The organism is Brevundimonas diminuta ATCC 11568, assembly GCF_000204035.1.
Lineage (GTDB): Bacteria > Pseudomonadota > Alphaproteobacteria > Caulobacterales > Caulobacteraceae > Brevundimonas > Brevundimonas diminuta.
In genome coordinates this window covers 281,800-299,904 of the sequence record NZ_GL883086.1, presented here as the reverse complement: position 1 = coordinate 299,904, position 18,105 = coordinate 281,800, and the positions used below count along the sequence as shown (strand labels likewise).

The following is an 18,105-nucleotide window of genomic DNA, read 5'->3' as shown; positions in this document are numbered from 1 at the left end:
CCCAGGTCGTGCGCGCCGAAGTCCTGGCCGGCCGCTGGCCTCCCGCCGACGCCCAAGGCGGCCGCCCGCCCTCGCCCGAACTTGTGCAGCGGATGCGAGAGTTGTGGCCGCAGTAGTACGCCGCCCTCGCGGTCCGCTCAGCCCGAAAATCAATACCCCCAGGTCAATCGTGCTGAGCCGAATCCGCCTCCAGCTTCTGGCGCATTGGCCCGATGACGATGCGCACTGATCAGGCGGCGCTCACAATCACGCCCCTTCGCCTGCCGCCCACGCCGCGACACGCGCCCGACAAAGGTTGCAGCGCACACTAAAAAATAGATCGTTTGTGCGCCATAATGCAAAATACTCGACAATAATATTTCAAATTCATATTTTTCGAGAGCTAATAAGAAAAATTATTTTGCAACGCAAGCCAGCAACCCGCTTAATACGCAAATGCAAAAAGGCGGACGTTCCAACCCTGGTGGTTTTCTGATCGAGCAGCGTCGGCTGGAGAAACAGCCCGCTGAGTTGCGCATCCGCGCCTTTACGGAGATCACGCTCAAACCGACCGCCGACAGCGGGACGGTCCAGGCGTCGCGTTGCACCGACTGCGGCGTGCCTTTCTGCCAGAACGCCTGCCCGCTCCAGAACAACATCCCCGACTGGCTGGCCCTGTCGGCGGACGGCGACCTGCGCGAGGCCTGGCGCGTCGCCTCGGCCACCTCGACCATGCCGGAAATCTGCGGCCGCATCTGTCCGCAGGACCGCCTGTGCGAGGGCGCCTGCACCCTACAGCAGGCCGGCTGGGACGGCGTCACCATCGGCTCGGTCGAGGCCTGGATCGCCGACACGGCCTTCGATAACGGCTGGGTCGAGCCCATCCGCCCCCTGGCCGAACGCGGCCAGAGCGTCGCCATCGTCGGCTCCGGCCCCGCCGGTCTGGCCGCCGCCGACCGCCTGCGCAGCGAAGGCTACGCCGTCACCGTCTATGACCGTCACGACCGCGCGGGCGGCCTGCTGACCTACGGCATCCCCGGCTTCAAGCTGGAGAAGCGCATCGTCCAGCGCCGCATCGACCGCCTGATCGAGGGCGGGGTCCAGTTCGTGCTCAACACCAATGTCGGCGTCGACGTGACGATGGACGAACTGCGCGCGCGCCATGACGCCGTCCTGCTGGCCATGGGCGTCTATCAGGCCCGCACCCTTGCCGTGCCCGGTCGCGGTCCGAACGACACCGTCGCCGCGCTCGACTTCCTGATCGCCCAGAACCGCGTCGACTGCGGCGACGCCGCCGACGCCTCGGCCCCTCACGCGGCGGGTCGCGACGTCGTCGTCGTCGGCGGCGGCGACACGGCCATGGACTGCGTCCGCACCGCCATCCGCCAGGGCGCGAACAGCGTCGTCTGCCTCTACCGCCGCGACCGCGACAACATGCCTGGCTCGGCCCGCGAGGTGCAGAACGCCGAGGAAGAAGGCGTCCGCTTCGAATGGCTGGGCGCGCCCAAGGCCCTGATGTCCAAGGGCGAGGCTGTCGTCGCCGTCCGCGCCCAGCGCATGGCCCTGACCGAGGCCTCGGCCGGCGGGCGGCGCGACATCGCCCCCGTGTCCGGCTCGGACTTCGACCTGCCCGCCGACCTGGTGATCGAGGCTCTGGGCTTCGAGCCCGAGGCCTTTGGCGAACAGCTCGACGCCAACCTGGGCCTGACCAGATGGAACACCCTGCAGGTGTCGCGTAGCGGTTTCGCCACCACCCTGCCCGGCGTGTTCGCCGCCGGAGACGCCGTGCGCGGCGCCTCCCTCGTCGTCTGGGCCGTGCGCGACGGCCAGGACGCCGCGGCCGAAATCGACCGCTACCTGCGCGCGCGTACCGAGGAAGCAGCCGCATGACCGACGGATCGCAACAGAACTGGCTGGCCCAGTATGAAGCTAACCGCGCCCGCCTGATCGAGGGCGGCGCCTATGATCCGTCCTCGGAACGCGACGCCTGCGGCGTGGGTCTGGTCTGCGCCATCGACGGCAAGCCGCGCCGCGAGATCGTCGAGATGGCCATCAAGTCGCTGAAGGCCGTGGCCCACCGTGGCGCGGTCGACGCCGACGGCCTGTCCGGCGACGGCGCCGGCGTCATGATCGAACTGCCCCAGGCCTTCTTCGCGGCCCAGGTGCGCGCGGTCGGCCAGACCCTGCGTCCCGGCCCCATCGCCGTCGGCCAGGTCTTCCTGCCGCGCACCGACCTGGGCGCTCAGGACCACGCCCGCGCCATCGTCGAGGCCGAGGCCATCCGCTCGGGCTTCTACATCTACGGCTGGCGCCAGACGCCGCTGGACCTGTCGGTCGTCGGCGTCCGCGCCGACGCCACCCGCCCCGAGATCGAGCAGATCATGCTGGCCGCCCCGGAGGGCATGGAGATCGAGGAACTGGAGCGCGAGCTCTTCCTGTGTCGCCGCCGCATCGAAAAGGCGGTGCAGGCGTCGGGCCTGAACGGCTTCTACCTGTGCTCCCTGTCGGCCCGCTCCATCGTCTACAAGGGCATGGTCCGCGCCGAGCTGCTGGGTCAGCTGTATCACGACCTGAACGACCCCACGGTCGAGGCCGGCTACGCCGTCTTCCACCAGCGCTACTCGACCAACACCTTCCCCGAGTGGAAGCTGGCCCAGCCCTTCCGCATGCTGGCCCACAACGGCGAGATCAACACGCTTCAGGGCAACCTGAACTGGATGCGCGCCCACGAGATCCGCATGGCCGCCTCGGCCTTCGGCGACCGCGACCAGGAGGTCAAGCCGGTGGTCCAGCCGGGTGGTTCAGACTCGGCGGCCCTGGACAATGTCTTCGAGGTTCTGGTCCGCGCCGGGCGTCCCGCCCCCCTGGCCAAGGCCCTGCTGGTCCCAGAAGCCTGGTCCTCGGACGACGTGGTGATGAAGCCCGAGCACCGCGCCCTCTACGCCTACTGCAATGCGGTGATGGAGCCGTGGGACGGCCCCGCCGCCCTGTGCGCCGTCGACGGCCGCTGGGTCGTGGCCGGCAAGGACCGCAACGGCCTGCGCCCCCTGCGCGCCGTCGAGACCGTAGACGGCCTGCTGCTGGCGGGCTCGGAGGCAGGTCTGGTCCCCCTGCCCGAGGGCCGCATCAAGCGCCGCCTGCATATCGGCCCCGGCAAGCTGATCGCCGTCGACCTGAAGCACGGCCGCATCTACGACGAACATGAGGCCGTCGACGCCCTGGCCGCCGCCCAGCCCTATTCCGACTGGCTGGACAACATGGTCGATCTGGAGCCGATCATCGGGCCCGGCCCCGAGCCGCGCGCCGCCACCGGCGAGGCCCTGATCCGTCGTCAGATCGCCGCCGGTTTCAGCCGCGAGGATCTGGACCTGTTGCTGGACGCCCTGGTCCGCGACGGCAAGGAGGCGGTCGGTTCCATGGGCGACGACGCCCCGCCCGCCGTCCTGTCCAGCCTGCCGCGCCCGTTGGCGCACTACTTCCGCCAGAACTTCAGCCAGGTCACCAACCCGCCCATCGACCCCCTGCGCGAAGCCGGGGCCATGAGCCTGAAGACCCGCTTCAAGAACCTGGGCAACATCCTGGCCCAGGACGAGGCCCAGACCGAGGTCTTCGTGCTGGACAGCCCGGTCCTGACCACCGGCATGTACCAGCGCCTGCTGGGCGTCGTCGCCGACGGCTCGACCACGGTGATCGACTGCACCTATACCGTTCCGGCAGAAGGCGACCGCCCCGGCGCCGGCCTGCGTCAGGCGCTCGACCGCATCCGCGACGAGGCCGAGGCCGCCGCCCGCGAGGGCGCCACCCTGATCGTCCTGACCGACGAGCACGCCTCGGCCGAGCGTCTGGCCGCGCCCATGATCCTGGCCACCGCCGGGACCCACGGCCGCCTGATCGAAGCCGGCCTGCGGACCTATTGCTCCCTGGTCGTGCGGTCTGCCGAGACCCTGGACCCCCACGCCTTCGCGGTTCTGGTCGGGGTCGGCGCCACCGCCGTCAATCCTTGGCTGGCGCAGGAGCTGTTCCAGGAACGTCTGGATCGCGGCGCCTATCCGGGTCTGACGCTTCATGACGCCTGCCTAAACTACAAGCACGGCATCGAGGCCGGCCTGCTCAAGGTGCTGGCGCGCAAGGGCATCAGCATCATCTCCGCCTATCGCGGGGGCTGCGAGTTCGAGGTTCTGGGCCTGTCGCGGGCTCTGGCCGCCGAGTTCTTCCCCGGCGCCCCGTCGCGCATCTCCGGCATCGGTCTGGCCGGTCTGGAGCAGGCGGCGCTCAAGCGTCATGGCGCAGCCTTCGGCGCGGCGGTTCCCTCCCCGTCCATGGGCGGCTTCTTCCGCATCCGTGCGGGCGGCGAGGCCCACGCCCATGACGCGAAGACCATCCACCTGTTGCAGGACGCGGTGAACCGCGGCGACTACAAGCGCTTCAAGCAGTACTCAGCCGCCGTCCGCGAGCAGCCGGACCTGGCCCTGCGCGACCTGCTGGACTTCAAGGACGGCCTGACCCCGGTCCAGTTGCACGAGGTCGAGAGCGTCTCGGACATCCGCCGCCGCTTCCTGTCCCAGGCCATGTCGCTGGGCGCCCTGTCGCCCGAGGCGCACGAGACCCTGAATATCGCCATGAACCGGATGGGCGCGCGCGCCGTGTCCGGCGAAGGCGGCGAAGACCCCGCCCGCTACGTCCCGCGCCCCAACGGCGACAACGCCAACTCGGCGGTCAAGCAGGTGGCCTCGGGCCGTTTCGGCGTCACCGCCGAATACCTGAACCAGTGCCGCGAGATCGAGATCAAGGTCGCCCAGGGCGCCAAGCCCGGCGAGGGCGGCCAGTTGCCCGGCTTCAAGGTCACTGAATTCATCGGCCGGATGCGCCACGCCGTGCCCGGCACGACCCTGATCAGCCCGCCGCCGCACCACGACATCTACTCGATCGAGGACCTGGCCCAGTTGATCTACGACCTGAAGGCGATCAACCCCGACGCCAAGGTCACGGTCAAACTGGTCTCGGCCACCGGCATCGGCGCCATCGCCTCCGGCGTGGCCAAGGCCAAGGCCGACGCCATCCTGATCGCCGGCCACAACGGCGGCACGGGCGCCTCGCCCCAGACCTCGGTCAAACACGCCGGGATGCCGTGGGAGATCGGTCTGGCCGAAGCCCATCAGGTGCTCAGCCTGAACCACCTGCGCTCGTCGGTCAGCTTGCGCGCCGACGGCGCCATCCGCACCGGCCGCGACGTGGTCCTGGCCGCCCTCTTGGGGGCTGAGGAATACGGCATCGGCACCTCGGGCCTGATCGCCATGGGCTGCCTGATGGTGCGCCAGTGCCACTCCAACACCTGCCCGGTCGGCGTCTGCTCGCAGGACGAGCGCCTGCGCGCCAAGTTCACCGGCACGCCGGAGAAGGTGGTCAACCTCTTCACCTTCATCGCCGAGGAGGTCCGCGAGATCCTGGCCTCCATCGGCGCGCGCACGATTGACGAGATCGTCGGCCGCACCGACCTGCTGCGTCAGACGCGGCGCGGCGGCTCGCACCTGGACGACTTGGACCTCAATCCGCTGCTGATGAAGGTCGACGTCGACCGGCCCGGCCGCTGGGCCGACAAGGCGCGCCAGCCCGTCCCCGAGAGCCTGGACGCCCAGGTGCTGAAGGACGCGGGCGCCTTCCTGGAGCGCGGCCAGACGCTGGAGCTGTCCTATCCGCTGAACAACACCCAGCGCACCGCCGGCGCTGGCGTCTCCTCGGCCATCGTCCGCAAGTTCGGGCCTGAGGGGCCGCAGGGCCGCCTGAAGCTGAAGCTGGAAGGCATCGCCGGTCAGAGCTTCGGCGCCTTTGGCGCGCGCGGCCTGATCCTCGACGTCACGGGCGAGGTCAATGACTACGTCGGCAAGGGCCTGTCGGGCGCTGACATCCATGTCCGCCCCCATGAGTGGCGCGAGGATCAGCAAGTCTGCGGCAACACCACCCTCTATGGCGCGACCTCAGGCCGTCTGTTCGTGGCGGGGGCGGCGGGCGAACGCTTCGCCGTCCGCAACTCGGGCGCCGAGGCCGTGGTCGAGGGGCTGGGCGCGCACGGCTGCGAATACATGACCGGCGGTCGCGTGGTCGTGCTGGGGTCGGTCGGCTGGAACCTGGCGGCGGGCATGAGCGGCGGCGAGCTGTTCGTCCTCGACGCCGATGGTCGCGCCGCCCAGGCCCTGAACGGCGACATGGCCGGGGTCGGCCGCATCGACGCCGAAGCGGAAGCCCGACTGAAGGCCCTGATCGAGGCCCACGCCGCCGCCACCGCCTCGCCTCTGGCCCGACGCATCCTCAGCGACTGGTCGGCGTTCGCGCCGCGCTTCGTCCGCATCGCGCCCAAGACCGTCCTCGCCGCCGAGGCCGCAAACACCGACGTCAGGCTGGCCCAACCCGCCTGACGTCATCCCTTCCGCAGCGTCTTCTCCCCGAGACCCTCATGACATCACCGACGATTTCCAAGGCCGCAGCATTCTGTTGCGGCCTTTTCGCCGTTGCGCTTGCCGCGCCCGCCCTAGCCGCAGCGCCCACACCCGCCCTTCTGGCGCATCAGGTTCCGCTGGCGCTGGACGGTCCCGGCACGGCCTGGATCCTGACCTCGACGGCCCTGGTGCTGATGATGACCCTGCCGGGTCTGGCGTTGTTCTATGGCGGCATGGTCAGGAAGAAGAACCTGATCGCCACCATCGCCCATTCCACGGCGGCCATGGCCATCGTCACCGTCCTGTGGTTCGTCGCCGGCTACACCCTGTCCTTCGGGACCAGCGATGGACCCGCCAACGGCTTCATCGGCAGCCTCCAGGCCCTCTTCCTCAACGGCGTCAGAGTGAAGACCGCCCACGCCCTGACCCCCGGCCTGCCCGAGTTCCTGTGGATCGGCTATCAGCTGACCTTCGCCATCATCACCCCGGCCCTGATCGCGGGGGCCTTCGCCGAGCGGATCAAGTTCTCGGCCAGCGTCCTCTTCTTCACCCTGTGGCACCTGATCGTCTATGCCCCGATCTGCCATCAGGTCTGGGGCGGCGGCTGGATGGGCGAACTGGGCGTGCTCGACTTCGCGGGCGGGGCCGTGGTCCACGTCAATGCGGGCGTAGCCGGTCTGGTCTGCGCCATCGTGCTCGGCCCGCGCCACGGCTGGGGTCGCGACAACATGGCGCCGCACAACCTGGCTTTCACCGCCATCGGCACAGGCCTGCTGTTCGTCGGCTGGATGGGCTTCAACGGCGGTTCGGCTGCGGGCGCCAATGAGATCGCCGCCGTCGCCGTCTTCAACACCCTGCTGGCCCCCGCCGCCGCCGCTGTTGGCTGGATCGCGGTCGAGTGGACGCTGAAGAAGAAGCCGACCCTGCTGGGCCTGCTGACCGGCGTGGTCGCCGGTCTGGTCGCCATCACCCCCGGGGCCGGCTTCGTCGATCCCAGGGGCGCCTTCCTGATCGGCCTGATCTCGGGCCCGATCGCCTATGTCGGCGCCGTCTGGCTGAAGCACAAACTCAAATACGACGACAGCCTCGACGCCTTCGGGGTGCACGGCATCGCCGGCATCGCGGGCGCCCTGCTGACCGGGGTCTTCGCCAACGCCGCCATCAATCCCCTGGCCGAAGGGGCAAGCGTGTGGAAACAGGCTGTCGGCCTGGGCGGCGCCATGGTCTGGAGCGCCGTCGGCACCTTCGTCGTCCTGATGGTCTGCAAATACACGGTCGGCCTGCGCGTCCAGACCGAGGCCGAGATCGAAGGCCTCGACTTCAGTCAGCACGGCGAGGCCCTGCATTAGGCGGCGCCCTGAAGACAGGCCCCAAAAAAGGGGGCGGCTCTCGCCGCCCCCCAACCTCAGTCGTTCCGATAGGTCACGCCGCCCTTCATGACGTATTTGACGTGCTCCAGCGTCGTCACGTCGGTCAGCGGATCGCCCGAGACGGCGATCACGTCGGCGGCGTAGCCGGGCGCCAGGCGACCGATCTCGTTTTGCAGGCGGAAGTGGGTCGCAGCGCCGACGGTGGCGGCGCGAACCGCTTCCAGCGGCGTCAGGCCTGCCTGGACCAGCAGGGCGAACTCCTTGGCGTTTTCACCATGCGGCGACACGCCGGTGTCGGTGCCGAAGGCGATCTGGATGCCGGCGCGGTGCGCACGGCGCGCCATGTCCAGCATCTGCGGACCGGCTTCCAGCGACTTCTTGCGCTGGTTCGGCGTGAAGAAGGTTTCGGGACGGGCGGCTTCGCGAGCGACAAAGTCCCCGGCCAGCAGGGTCGGCACCAGCCAGCCGTTGTTGGCCTTGAAGATGCGGATGGATTCGTCGTCCAGGAAGGTGCCGTGCTCGATCGAGTCGCCGCCGGCGCGCAGGAAGCTGTTGATGCCGTCCGTGCCGTGGGCGTGGGCGGTCACCGTGCGGCCCATGAAGTGCGCGGTCTCGACGATGGCCTGCAGCTCCTCATTGGAGAACTGCTGGTTCAGGCCCGCGCCGGTGTCGGACAGCACGCCGCCCGTGGCCGTGATCTTGATGATGTCGGCGCCCGCGCGCACGCGTTCGCGCACCGAGCGGCGGCAGTCGTCAGCGCCCGAGCAGACGCCGTTCTGACGCAACACGGGCACCAGGGCGCTGTTCACGCCGTTGGCGTCGCCGTGGCCGCCGTGCGGCGTCACCGTACCGGCCGAGACCAGCAGACGCGGGCCGGGAATCTTGCCCGCCGCAATGCCGTTGCGCAGGGCCACGACGGCGTCGCTGGCGCCGCCCAGGTCGGCGACGGTGGTGAAGCCGGCGCGCAGCGTCACCAGGGCGTAGGCCGCGCCCTGAACGGCGGAATCGGCGGCGGTGTTGGTGAAGCGGGCGACGCGGTTGCCCTCGCCCTGCTGGTTGGTGATGTGGACGTGGCTGTCGATCAGGCCCGGCAGCACGAACTTGTCCGACAGATCGACCACGTCGCCCTGGCCGACGAAGCCGTTGACGATCTCGCGCACGCGGCCGTTCTCGATCACCAGGGTCTGGTTCTGGGTCACGCGGCCGGTGGCCGGATCAGCCAGCAGGCGCCCGGCGTGAATGTAAGAGACGGTCGGAGCGGCGGCGGCCTGTTGCGCCATGGCCGGGGTTGAAGCGAGAAAAGCGGCCGCAAGGCCGACGACCCATGATTTCTTAGATGACAACTGCACTGTCCTCCTCCACGCGGCGATAGGTCGCCGCCCCATTTGAAATACTACCGGCGCGAGGCCGGGATCAGGTGCGGCGGGACGGTCGCCCCGCCGCTATGACTTCAGATCTCCTTGCGGAGCTCTAGAAGGTCTTGGTGACCGCCACCGTGTAATAGCGGCCGATGGTGTCGTAGTTCTGCGGATCGTAAGTGCCGCGAACGTCCCCCACTTGCGGCGGCGCTTCATTGAACAGGTTGGTCACGGTGAAGCGCAAGGATGTGTCGTAAGGCAGCGTCACCCGGGCGTTGAGGTCGAACACGTCATAGGCGTCCACCCCGCGCGCCGTGCTGGTCGGCGAGGTCACGCGGGCGCTGTTGATCATCTCCGACATGTGGCGCCAGCGCAGGCCGACGTTCCAGCTATCACGCGAATAGGTGACGCTGGTCGACGCCTTCCACTCGGGGTGCGCCTGACCGGCGTTGGCCTCGATCGCCGTCCCCCAGGTGCCGGCGTGGTCGTACGTCGGCGCGCCCGGCAGGGCCTGGATCTCGAAGCTGTTCAGATAGCTGATCGCCGAACTGACGCTGAGCTGCCCCTCGTCCGGCAGGCCGACATCGCCCAGGTGCAGTCGCCAGTCCAGCTGCAGGTCGATGCCGGTGACGTTGAACTGGCCCAGGTTCAGCAGAGGCTGACGCGGGTTGATCATATAGCCGTCGTTGGTCCCGCGATCCTGCAGGGTGCAGTAGTAGTTGTTGGGATCGAACGTCGGGTTGTTGCCGCCGTCGTTGAAGCAGTAGCGGATGCCGTTGCCGACGCCCAGGACGCCGACCGCATCGGCCACCTTGATCTGATACCAGTCGATCGAGGCGCTGATGTTGCTCAGCCAGGGCGACTGGAAGGTCGGCTGCAGCACCGTGCCGAACGAATAGGTGTCGGCCGTTTCTTCCTGAAGGTCCGGGTTGCCACCGGTCAGGGCGAACACCTGGGCGGCGCCGAACTGGAAGTCATTGATCAGGGCCGAAGGCACGCCCAGCGACACGCACAGCGCCTTGACCTTTTCGGCGTCGGGGCCGTTGCGGAACGAGCTGCGGTAGTCGCAGGGGTCGCCGTTGGTGTTGCTGGCGGAGGGGGTGCCGATGTCGACCGTCGCCGAAGAGACGGGGGAATACAGCTCGCCCACGCTGGGAGCGCGCACGGCACGGTTGTAGCCGCCGCGCAGGCGCACCACGTCGTTCACCTGCCAGTTCAGGTCCGCCTTATAGGCGTGGACGCCGCCGACCGAGCTGTAGTCGGAGAAGCGGTAGCCCAGATCCATCTCCAGCGACTTGACGAACGGCAGGTCGCGCAGCAGCGGCACCAGAAACTCGGCGAAGACCTCGGTCGTATCCACATCGCCGGAAGAGGCCCGCAACTCGCTGTAGCCCAGGATGTCGCTGGTGCCGTCCGGCTGGTCCAGGGCGCTGTCGGGACGGAAGTCGAAGTGGTTGTAGCGATAACCCAGACCGGCGGCGAAGCGCACCTCGCCTGCGGGCAGATTGAACAGGCCGCCCTGCATCGAAGCCTCGGCCATGCGCTGGGTCAGCTCATTGGTGTTGGTGGTGTTGCGGCGCACATAGTCCACGCACTCGGCCGACGGATCATGGTTGCCGAAGGGGTTGAAGCCCCCGGCGCAGAATTCCGACCCGCCGGTGGGGCTGTAGAGCAGGCGCGTGATGGCAGAACGGCTGACGCCGCCGGTCTGCACATTCTCGAAATCAGCCTTGGACGCGCTGGCGTAGGCCTCCCAGGTCCAGTCCTTGTAGCCCACCTGGCCCGACAGCCCGCCGATGAACTGATAGACGTTGTAGGCATAGGACTGCAGGCGCTCGCCCGCGAAATCCAGATCCTTCCATAGGGCGAAATCCGCCGTGGGATTCGGCCGCGAGGCCAGGATGTGGGCGAAGTCGGCCCCGATGTAGGGGTTGGTCACCGGCGCCGACAGGGCATAGGCCAGGCCCGCCAGCGTCGGGTTGAAGGTGCCCTCAGATTCATAACTGGTCAGCGAACCTTGCAGGAAGAAGTCGATCTCGGGCGTGATCTGATAATCGACGCGGCTGAACAGCGAATAGCGTTCGTTCTCGTTCTGGATGCGCCCGCGGTTCCAGCCCCACAGCATGTTGGTGCCTGCGGCGTTCAGGAAGTGGTTATCGGTCTCGGGATCCTTCAGGTTCATCACGGGCGAGGCGCCGCCCAGGTTGAACAGGGTCTGGTCGCCGGTGTTGAAGCCGATCTGGCCGTTATAGAAGTCGCCCGCGCCCAGCACGGGATTGACGCCGTACTGCCCCACGAAGACGTCGTTCACGGCGCTCAGCGTCGGACGGTTGCTGCCGAACCAGGCCGCCCCCTGGGAGATGATGGCCGTGTTCGACTGGCGGTTTCGCACGAAATAGTAGTCGCGCTTGGACTGATAGGCCACGTCGCGCATGGAGTAGTCGAGCGAGATCACCGCCCGGCCGCGGCCCTCGGCGAAGGCGTCGCCGGCCGTGATCGACGTGCGGAAGGTCTCGCCGTCGCCGTAGTCGCTGACGCCGTACTGGGACGCGACCGTCACCCCGCTGAAGTTGCGCTTCAGGATGAAGTTGACCACGCCCGCAGTGGCGTCCGAACCATAGGCGGTCGAAGCGCCGCCGGTGATAACCTCGACATTGCCGATCAGGGCTTCAGGGATGATGTTCAGGTCGACCGAGCCGTCCGGGTTGGACGGCTGCAGACGTTTGCCGTCCAGCAGCAGCAGGGTGCGCTTGGACCCCAGGCCGCGCAGGCTGGCGTAGGCCTGGCCGCCGTTCAGAGAGGTGGAGGACGACCCGGCCGTGCTCTGCCCCATGGCGCCCGAGAACTGGGGCATCTGGGTCAGGGCCTTTTCAACCGTGACCTGTCCGGTGTTCTCGATGGCCTCGGTGGTGACGGAGACCAGCGGGCTGTTCGAAGCGTAGTCGCGGCGAGCGATGCGCGACCCCGTGACGACGATTTCACTGACTTCGACGGCTGCGCCCGGATCTTCGGACGCTTCCTGAGCGACGGCGGCGTTCGCCGCGCTCATCAGGGCGACTGACGCGCACCCTCCGGCCAACAAGACGCGATACATCGCGGGGCCACGGCCCCGAGAACCACTAGAAAACATGAAATCCCCTCTATTTGCTGACGTTCTCACCAGCGCCCCTCAGCGCGGGCTGATTCCCCAAAAGGCCCCCTTTTCGCCATTTTATTTTAAGCGAAAAATTTCTCCACACGGCCCACATTGATATTTGAAATTCGAAATCATTTTCGAATTTGGGGGCTGATTGCAAAATCTCTGCCCATTTCAAGGCGGATGTGATGACGCTTTGAGGGAGAACTCAATTCCAGGGGGCGATTGAGACGCCAGGATCGGCGCGGCTCATCACGTTTCGTTCCAGTCGTCGATTCCTTGTCGACGGCGCCCAAGCGAACGCCAGCCCAAGAGACAGGGTCATGATCGCCCAGCGAGGCCGAGGGGCGCGCGCTTCGCCGAGCGTGCATCCCGACGCAGACGGCCGCCCGCCTCTGCGAGGGGGCCGCCGCCCTCGTTTCGATCTCCGCCCGCACTCACTTGAGTAATGTTATGATATAACATAATAGCAATCTTCTTCATGAACGGGGATGTCATGCACACACGATCGATCCTGCTCGCGGCCGCGAGTTTTTCAGCCGTATCGACGGCGGCCTGGGCGAACGCCCTGCCGCAATCGGGCCCGGCCTCGACGCGCGTCGAGGATGTGGTGGTGACGGCCGACGCACTGGGTCGATCCGGCAGGGACGTGGTGTCCAATGTGGCGGTGCTGCGCGGCGACGAACTGATCCAGCGCCGACAATCGACCCTGGGCGAGACGCTGACCGGCCTGCCGGGCGTCAACTCCGACACCTTCGGCGGCGGGGCCAGCCGTCCGGTGATCCGCGGCCAGACCGCGCCCCGCGTCAAGGTTCTCAGCGACGGCTCGGCCCTGATGGACGCCTCTGAAGTCTCGCCCGACCACGCGGTCGGCGGCGAGCCTCTGCTGCTGGAGGGCGTCGAGATCCTGCGCGGCCCGTCCGCCCTGCTCTACGGCGGCGGCGCCATCGGCGGGGCGGTCAATCTGATCGACAGGAAGATCCCGACGCGCGTACCCGAAAACGGCGGCGAAGGCGTCGCCGAGTTCCGCCTGGGCACGGCGGACAATGAAGAGGCGGGCGTGATCGGCCTGACCGCCGGGGCCGGCTCCTTCGCCATCCGCGTCGAGGCCGCCGGTCGCCGCACCGACGACTACGAGGTTCCGAACTTCGACGAGGCCACGCTGGACGGATCGTTCAACCGCAGTTCGACCGCGACTCTGGGCCTGTCATGGATCGGTTCGCGCGGCCATCTGGGCGCCGCCTATACGGAGCAGCGCAGCGAATACGGCCTGCCCGGCCACAGCCACGAGTACGAGTCCTGCCACCCGCACGGCTCCAAGCTGCATTGCGGCGGCCACGACCACGGCGACGGCGACCATGGCCACGATCATGACCATGACCATGACCATGACCACGATCACGACCATGTCCCGATCGTCGACCTGATCAGCAAGCGTGTGGACGTGCGCGGCGAGATCCAGGATCCGTTCGCCGGGATCGAGCGCATCCGCTTCCGCGGCGGCTTCACCGACTATCGCCACGACGAGATCGACGACGGCGAGATCGCCACCACCTTCACCAACGAAGGCCATGACGCCCGCATCGAGGTGCAGCACGCCGCCATCGGCGGAGTGCGCGGCGTCATCGGCGCCCAGACCTCGCGCAGCGACTTCGCCGCCGTCGGCGCCGAGTCCTTCATCCCTGAAAGCCGGACCGAGAACCACGCCCTGTTCCTGGTCGAGGAATACGTCGCCGGCGCCTGGCGCTTCGAAGGCGCCCTGCGCCAGGAATGGCAGGACGCCCGTGCGCGCGGACGACCCGACGCCGAGCACAAGCCCTTCTCCATCTCCGGCGCGGCCAGTTGGACCTTCACGCCCGGCTATGTCGCCAGCGTAAGCCTGGCCCGTTCGCAGCGCGCGCCGACAGCGCAGGAGCTGTATGCGCGCGGCGTCCACCTGGCCACCAACACCTATGAGATCGGCGATCCCGATCTGGACGTCGAAACGGCCGTCTCGATCGAACTGGGTCTGAAGAAGATCGAGGGCGCCACGACCTTCGCCGCGAGCCTGTATCGCTATGATTACGACGGCTACGTCTATGCGCGGACGCTGGATCAGTTCGAGGACTTCCGCCTGATCCGCTACACCCAGGCCGACGCCCGCTTCACCGGGATCGAGGGCCAGATCACCCACGACTTCCGGCCCGGCCTGTCAGCCACGGTGTTCGGCGACTACGTCCGCGCCGAGTTGAAGGGCGACGGGGGCGACCTGCCGCGCATTCCCGCTGGCCGACTGGGCGCGCGCGGCGACTTCTATCAGGGCGCCTGGTCGGGCAATCTGGAATACGTCCACGTCTTCGAACAGGACCGCATCGCCGCCTTCGAGCGCAAGACGCCCGGCTACGACATGGTCAACGCCACCTTGGCCTATGACGTCCCGACGATCGCCGACATCAACGGCCAGATCTTCCTGCGCGGGACCAACCTGCTGGACGATAAGGCGCTGAACCACGCCTCCTTCATCAGCCATCTGGCGCCCCTGCGCGGCCGCAATCTCGTCCTGGGATTCCGCGCCCGCTTCTGACCGCCCTTCCGCTCCTCCCCCGCCTGGCCGCGGCGTCATCGCGACGCCGCGGCCGCCCCTCCCCCGAAAGGACCGCCCATGACCACCCGCGCCCAGACCTGGGGAGACGCCGCCGCCATCGGCCTGTCCGGCCTCTGCATGATCCATTGCCTGGCCCTGCCCCTGGTCGCGGGCCTGTTGCCGGTTCTGGGGTTATTCGCCGAGGCTCCCTGGGCGCACTGGGCCTTCGCCCTGACCGCCGCGCCCATCGCCGCCTGGACGCTGACTCGCCCTGCGCCGGACGGCCGTCGCGCCTGGCCCCTGATCGGCCTTGGCGCCGTCGGCGTCGCCCTGCTGTTCCTGGCCGCCGCCGAATGGCCGACACACGAAGCCGAGGCGCCGATCACCGTCGCCGGCGGCCTGCTGCTGAGCGCCACCCACCTGATGAACTGGCGACGCAGGCCCCACGCCCACTGATACCCGGCGCGCCACAAAAGCGAGACCCTTCGAAAGGCTTCGAAGGGTCTCGTCAAAATTCACTTTTACGTCAGCGATTTATCGGCAGCTTCGGAAGTGGTTCCGAAAGCTGCCGAAAAGACCTGCATCATTCCCACTCGATCACTCACATACAAATAACCACTTGTTTATATTGTATTTTATTTAGCCGATAGAACTCGACGCCGACTAGGCTACCGTCGCCAGATAACTCTATTGAAAATACTCAGCAATATAGCGATGTAAAATTTTAGTGATGACGCTATCTTTCGAGACCATCCGGCGCATAACAACCAATTCGAGGCGTAAATTAAATCGAACCTGAGCCGCAAGCGCGATATCATCTCTTCGTAGCACCTTTGGCTCGAAAGAATCTACGTCGCCGCCGCCGCCCCTCATCAACCAAACAGGGTCGATCCTGAACCTCTGCGCCACACCAGTGAAGATCGGTCGCGCCATTCGGATGAATCAGACGGAGTCCCTCATCCTGTTTCAGAATGGGCGGGGAGTTCGAAAAGCCCATTTCGTGAAACCACTGTCGTTAAGGCGCCACCGCTTCCAGCGGCGGTGATCCCTCAGGCTGTTTGGTTATACTTCCGCTTCAGCCTCAGCTTACGTGACGTCGAGGAGTTGATGGCGGCGCGTGGGATCGACGTCAGCTATGAGACCATCCGCTGCTGGACCAGCAAGTTCGGACCCCAGATCGCTAGGCGACCGAAGAAGCTGCGCCCTCCCCTCCACCCCGCTGGCACCTGGACGAGGTGGGTTGTTCCAGCGGAGGCAAGCGGATGCTCCTGTGGCGCGCCGTCGACAAGGAAGGCGAGGTCTAGACCTCGTCGTCCAGCGGCGACCGGACACGGAGGCAGCCCTGAAGCTATTGAAGCGATTGCTGCGAAATCAGCCTGTCGCTCCGGAGAGGATCGTGACCGACGGCCTTGGATCCTACCCAGCTGCGCTGGATCAGCTTCGGTCTCCGGCACCTGCATTCACCCGGCCGGCTGAGGGAGAATCGGCGGAGAACTCTCACTTGCCGATCCGACGACGAGAGCGACAGCAGCAGCTGTTCAAGTCGCAGGTGTCGGCCCAGCGCTTCCTCACCACCCACGCAGCGATTTACAACACCATTTACACCCAGAGACATCTCATCAGCCGACCGACCCTCCGCCGTTTTCGCGCCGGAGCTTAAGCGGCCTGGGCAGTGGCTGTCGCCTGAGATTTCGTCGGGCTGCGGAACAGTCGCGGCCCGGCGCGCTTAATTTGACAGTGCTGGCTAGAGAAGTCGCGGCTCACGCGGTCAGGTTGACAGCGCTGTCTTGACTTTGCCCAGGCGGTCAGGCTTCGAAGGGCTGCCGACGGGGCTCTCCATTTGAGAACGTCAGGCATTGGGTCTCCAGAGCGCGAAGCACGCGCACCGCAATCTGACCATCGGCGTCGTCTATGCCAGCGACCAGCTCGTCCCGCAGGCGGTCGAGCGCCTCATCCAATTTGAGGGACAGGGCACGGCCCAACTCGGTCAAGTGCAGGGTCTTGGCGCGGCCATCGGACAGGTCCTTGGGTCGCTCCAGCAGACCATCCCGCTCAAGTTGAGTGACCGATCGCGCAATGGCGGCCGGATCAAGCGTCGATTCCTTGGCCACATCTTGCTGGCGGATACCATCGCCCAGCCGGGTGATCACAAGCAGGATCGCCGCCGTGGACAGGGAGACGCCCAACTGCGCCAAGGCCGTTCCAGCCGCGCGTTGCCAGGCGCGACCCGCAGGCAGGATCGTCCAGGTCAGCGTCCTTCGCCAATCTTCGCCTTCTCGAAATGACATATGGCGTAAGTCCCATCCTTGATACGCCCGGCGCACGTCTGGTCCGGATTCTGCCTGTCGGCGTGACAACCCAATCTGACAGTTGTCAACGCCTCGTCGCATCAGCCCTGGACGTCAGTCGCAACCACTATTGTTGACGCGTCAATCAATTCCTATATTCCCACGCATCATCAATTAATCCGTCCCGCCCGTAGGGCGGACGGACGGCATGGAGAGCGGGATGGGCAGGCTTAAGGGCAAGGTGGCGATCATCACCGGCGCGGCGCAGGGCATGGGCGCCTCGCACGCAAGGCGCTTCGTGGCCGAGGGCGCGCGGGTCGTCCTTTCAGACCTGAACGAGGCAGGCGGCGCTGCGCTGGCCGATGAATTGGGCCGTTCGGCGCTGTTCGTGCGGCACGACGTGACGCGGGCGCAGGACTGGACCCAGGTCGTTGAGCGGACCGAAGCTGCTTTTGGTCCCCCGACGGTCCTGGTCAACAATGCCGGCGTGCTCGGCCCGATCGCCAGGACGTCCGATATTTCCGAAGAAGATTATCTGAAGGTCTGCGCGATCAACCAGACGTCTGTGTTCCTGGGCATGAAGGCGGTCATTCCATCGATGCTGAAGGCGGGCGTGGGTTCGATCGTCAACATCTCCTCCATCGCCGGCATCGTCGCCAATTACGGCTTTCCCAGCCTGGCTTACGTCGGCAGCAAATTCGCGGTCCGAGGCATGAGCAAGGCGACGGCGGTCGAATATGGCCCGAACAACATTCGCGTGAACTCTGTTCACCCCGGCTTCATCCGAACGCCTATGATGGCTGAGGCGACGGATGAGGAGGGGGGCGACGCACTCGTGCAAATCCCGCTGCGTCGCATCGCCGATCCCGCCGAGGTCAGCAATCTGGTGCTGTTCCTCGCCTCGGACGAGGCCTCCTATATCACCGGCGCCGAACATGTCGTCGATGCGGGCATGACGGCCCAGTGACCCATATCGC

At 66.8% G+C, this 18,105-nt stretch carries 10 protein-coding genes and 1 pseudogene; 7 read left to right on the top strand and 4 right to left on the bottom strand.

Features of this window, described 5'->3' with window-relative positions; translation table 11 throughout:
* The first annotated feature begins 435 nt into the window (after positions 1–435).
* From BDIM_RS05275 to BDIM_RS05265, 3 genes are read left to right on the top strand one after another with little or no spacing between them, the layout of a single operon-like run.
* A complete protein-coding gene (locus BDIM_RS05275; RefSeq protein WP_003164538.1) occupies positions 436–1,869 on the top strand; it encodes an NAD(P)-dependent oxidoreductase in 1,434 nt (477 codons plus the stop codon).
* Positions 1,866–6,392 (top strand): glutamate synthase large subunit, encoded by a 4,527-nt coding sequence (gltB, locus tag BDIM_RS05270; protein ID WP_088491721.1) that lies wholly within the window; start codon positions 1,866–1,868, stop codon positions 6,390–6,392. The genes BDIM_RS05275 and gltB overlap by 4 nt, the downstream gene beginning before the upstream one ends.
* Before the next feature lie 38 nt (positions 6,393–6,430).
* Complete coding sequence (locus BDIM_RS05265) at positions 6,431–7,762, top strand: ammonium transporter (protein ID WP_003164537.1); 1,332 nt, start codon at positions 6,431–6,433, stop codon at positions 7,760–7,762.
* Positions 7,763–7,818: 56 nt separating this feature from the next.
* On the opposite strand, the gene BDIM_RS05260 is transcribed toward BDIM_RS05265, so the two are convergent.
* Complete coding sequence (locus tag BDIM_RS05260) at positions 7,819–9,063, bottom strand: metal-dependent hydrolase family protein (RefSeq protein ID WP_003164536.1); 1,245 nt, start codon at positions 9,061–9,063, stop codon at positions 7,819–7,821.
* A gap of 190 nt (positions 9,064–9,253) precedes the next feature.
* Positions 9,254–12,190 carry a TonB-dependent receptor domain-containing protein gene (locus BDIM_RS05255; protein ID WP_050796622.1) on the bottom strand — a complete coding sequence of 979 codons (2,937 nt, stop codon included), beginning with the start codon at positions 12,188–12,190 and terminating at the stop codon, positions 9,254–9,256.
* Positions 12,191–12,773: 583 nt separating this feature from the next.
* On the opposite strand from BDIM_RS05255, the gene BDIM_RS05250 reads away from it, so the two are divergent.
* Both BDIM_RS05250 and BDIM_RS05245 read left to right on the top strand, forming a co-directional pair.
* Entirely contained in the window at positions 12,774–14,840 is a 2,067-nt protein-coding gene (locus tag BDIM_RS05250; protein WP_115616108.1) for a TonB-dependent receptor domain-containing protein, read from the top strand.
* Between the two features lie 78 nt (positions 14,841–14,918).
* Complete coding sequence (locus BDIM_RS05245; RefSeq protein WP_003164532.1) at positions 14,919–15,296, top strand: MerC domain-containing protein; 378 nt, start codon at positions 14,919–14,921, stop codon at positions 15,294–15,296.
* A 231-nt stretch (positions 15,297–15,527) separates the two neighbouring features.
* Here the strand turns inward: BDIM_RS05245 and BDIM_RS17410 are convergent, their stop codons facing one another.
* A complete protein-coding gene (locus BDIM_RS17410; RefSeq protein ID WP_035285542.1) occupies positions 15,528–15,773 on the bottom strand; it encodes a hypothetical protein in 246 nt (81 codons plus the stop codon).
* 67 nt (positions 15,774–15,840) lie between these two features.
* Here BDIM_RS17410 and BDIM_RS17110 point away from each other — a divergent pair.
* Positions 15,841–16,500: pseudogene (locus BDIM_RS17110) on the top strand (IS6 family transposase).
* Positions 16,501–16,645: 145 nt separating this feature from the next.
* Here the strand turns inward: BDIM_RS17110 and BDIM_RS05240 are convergent.
* Positions 16,646–17,128: a MarR family winged helix-turn-helix transcriptional regulator gene (locus BDIM_RS05240; RefSeq protein WP_003164531.1), complete on the bottom strand. Its 483-nt coding sequence runs from the start codon at positions 17,126–17,128 to the stop codon at positions 16,646–16,648.
* Between the two features lie 208 nt (positions 17,129–17,336).
* Between BDIM_RS05240 and BDIM_RS05235 the strand changes: the two genes are divergently transcribed.
* On the top strand, positions 17,337–18,095 hold the full coding sequence (locus BDIM_RS05235) for a glucose 1-dehydrogenase (protein ID WP_040345093.1): 759 nt from the start codon (positions 17,337–17,339) through the stop codon (positions 18,093–18,095).
* Positions 18,096–18,105 lie beyond the last annotated feature (10 nt).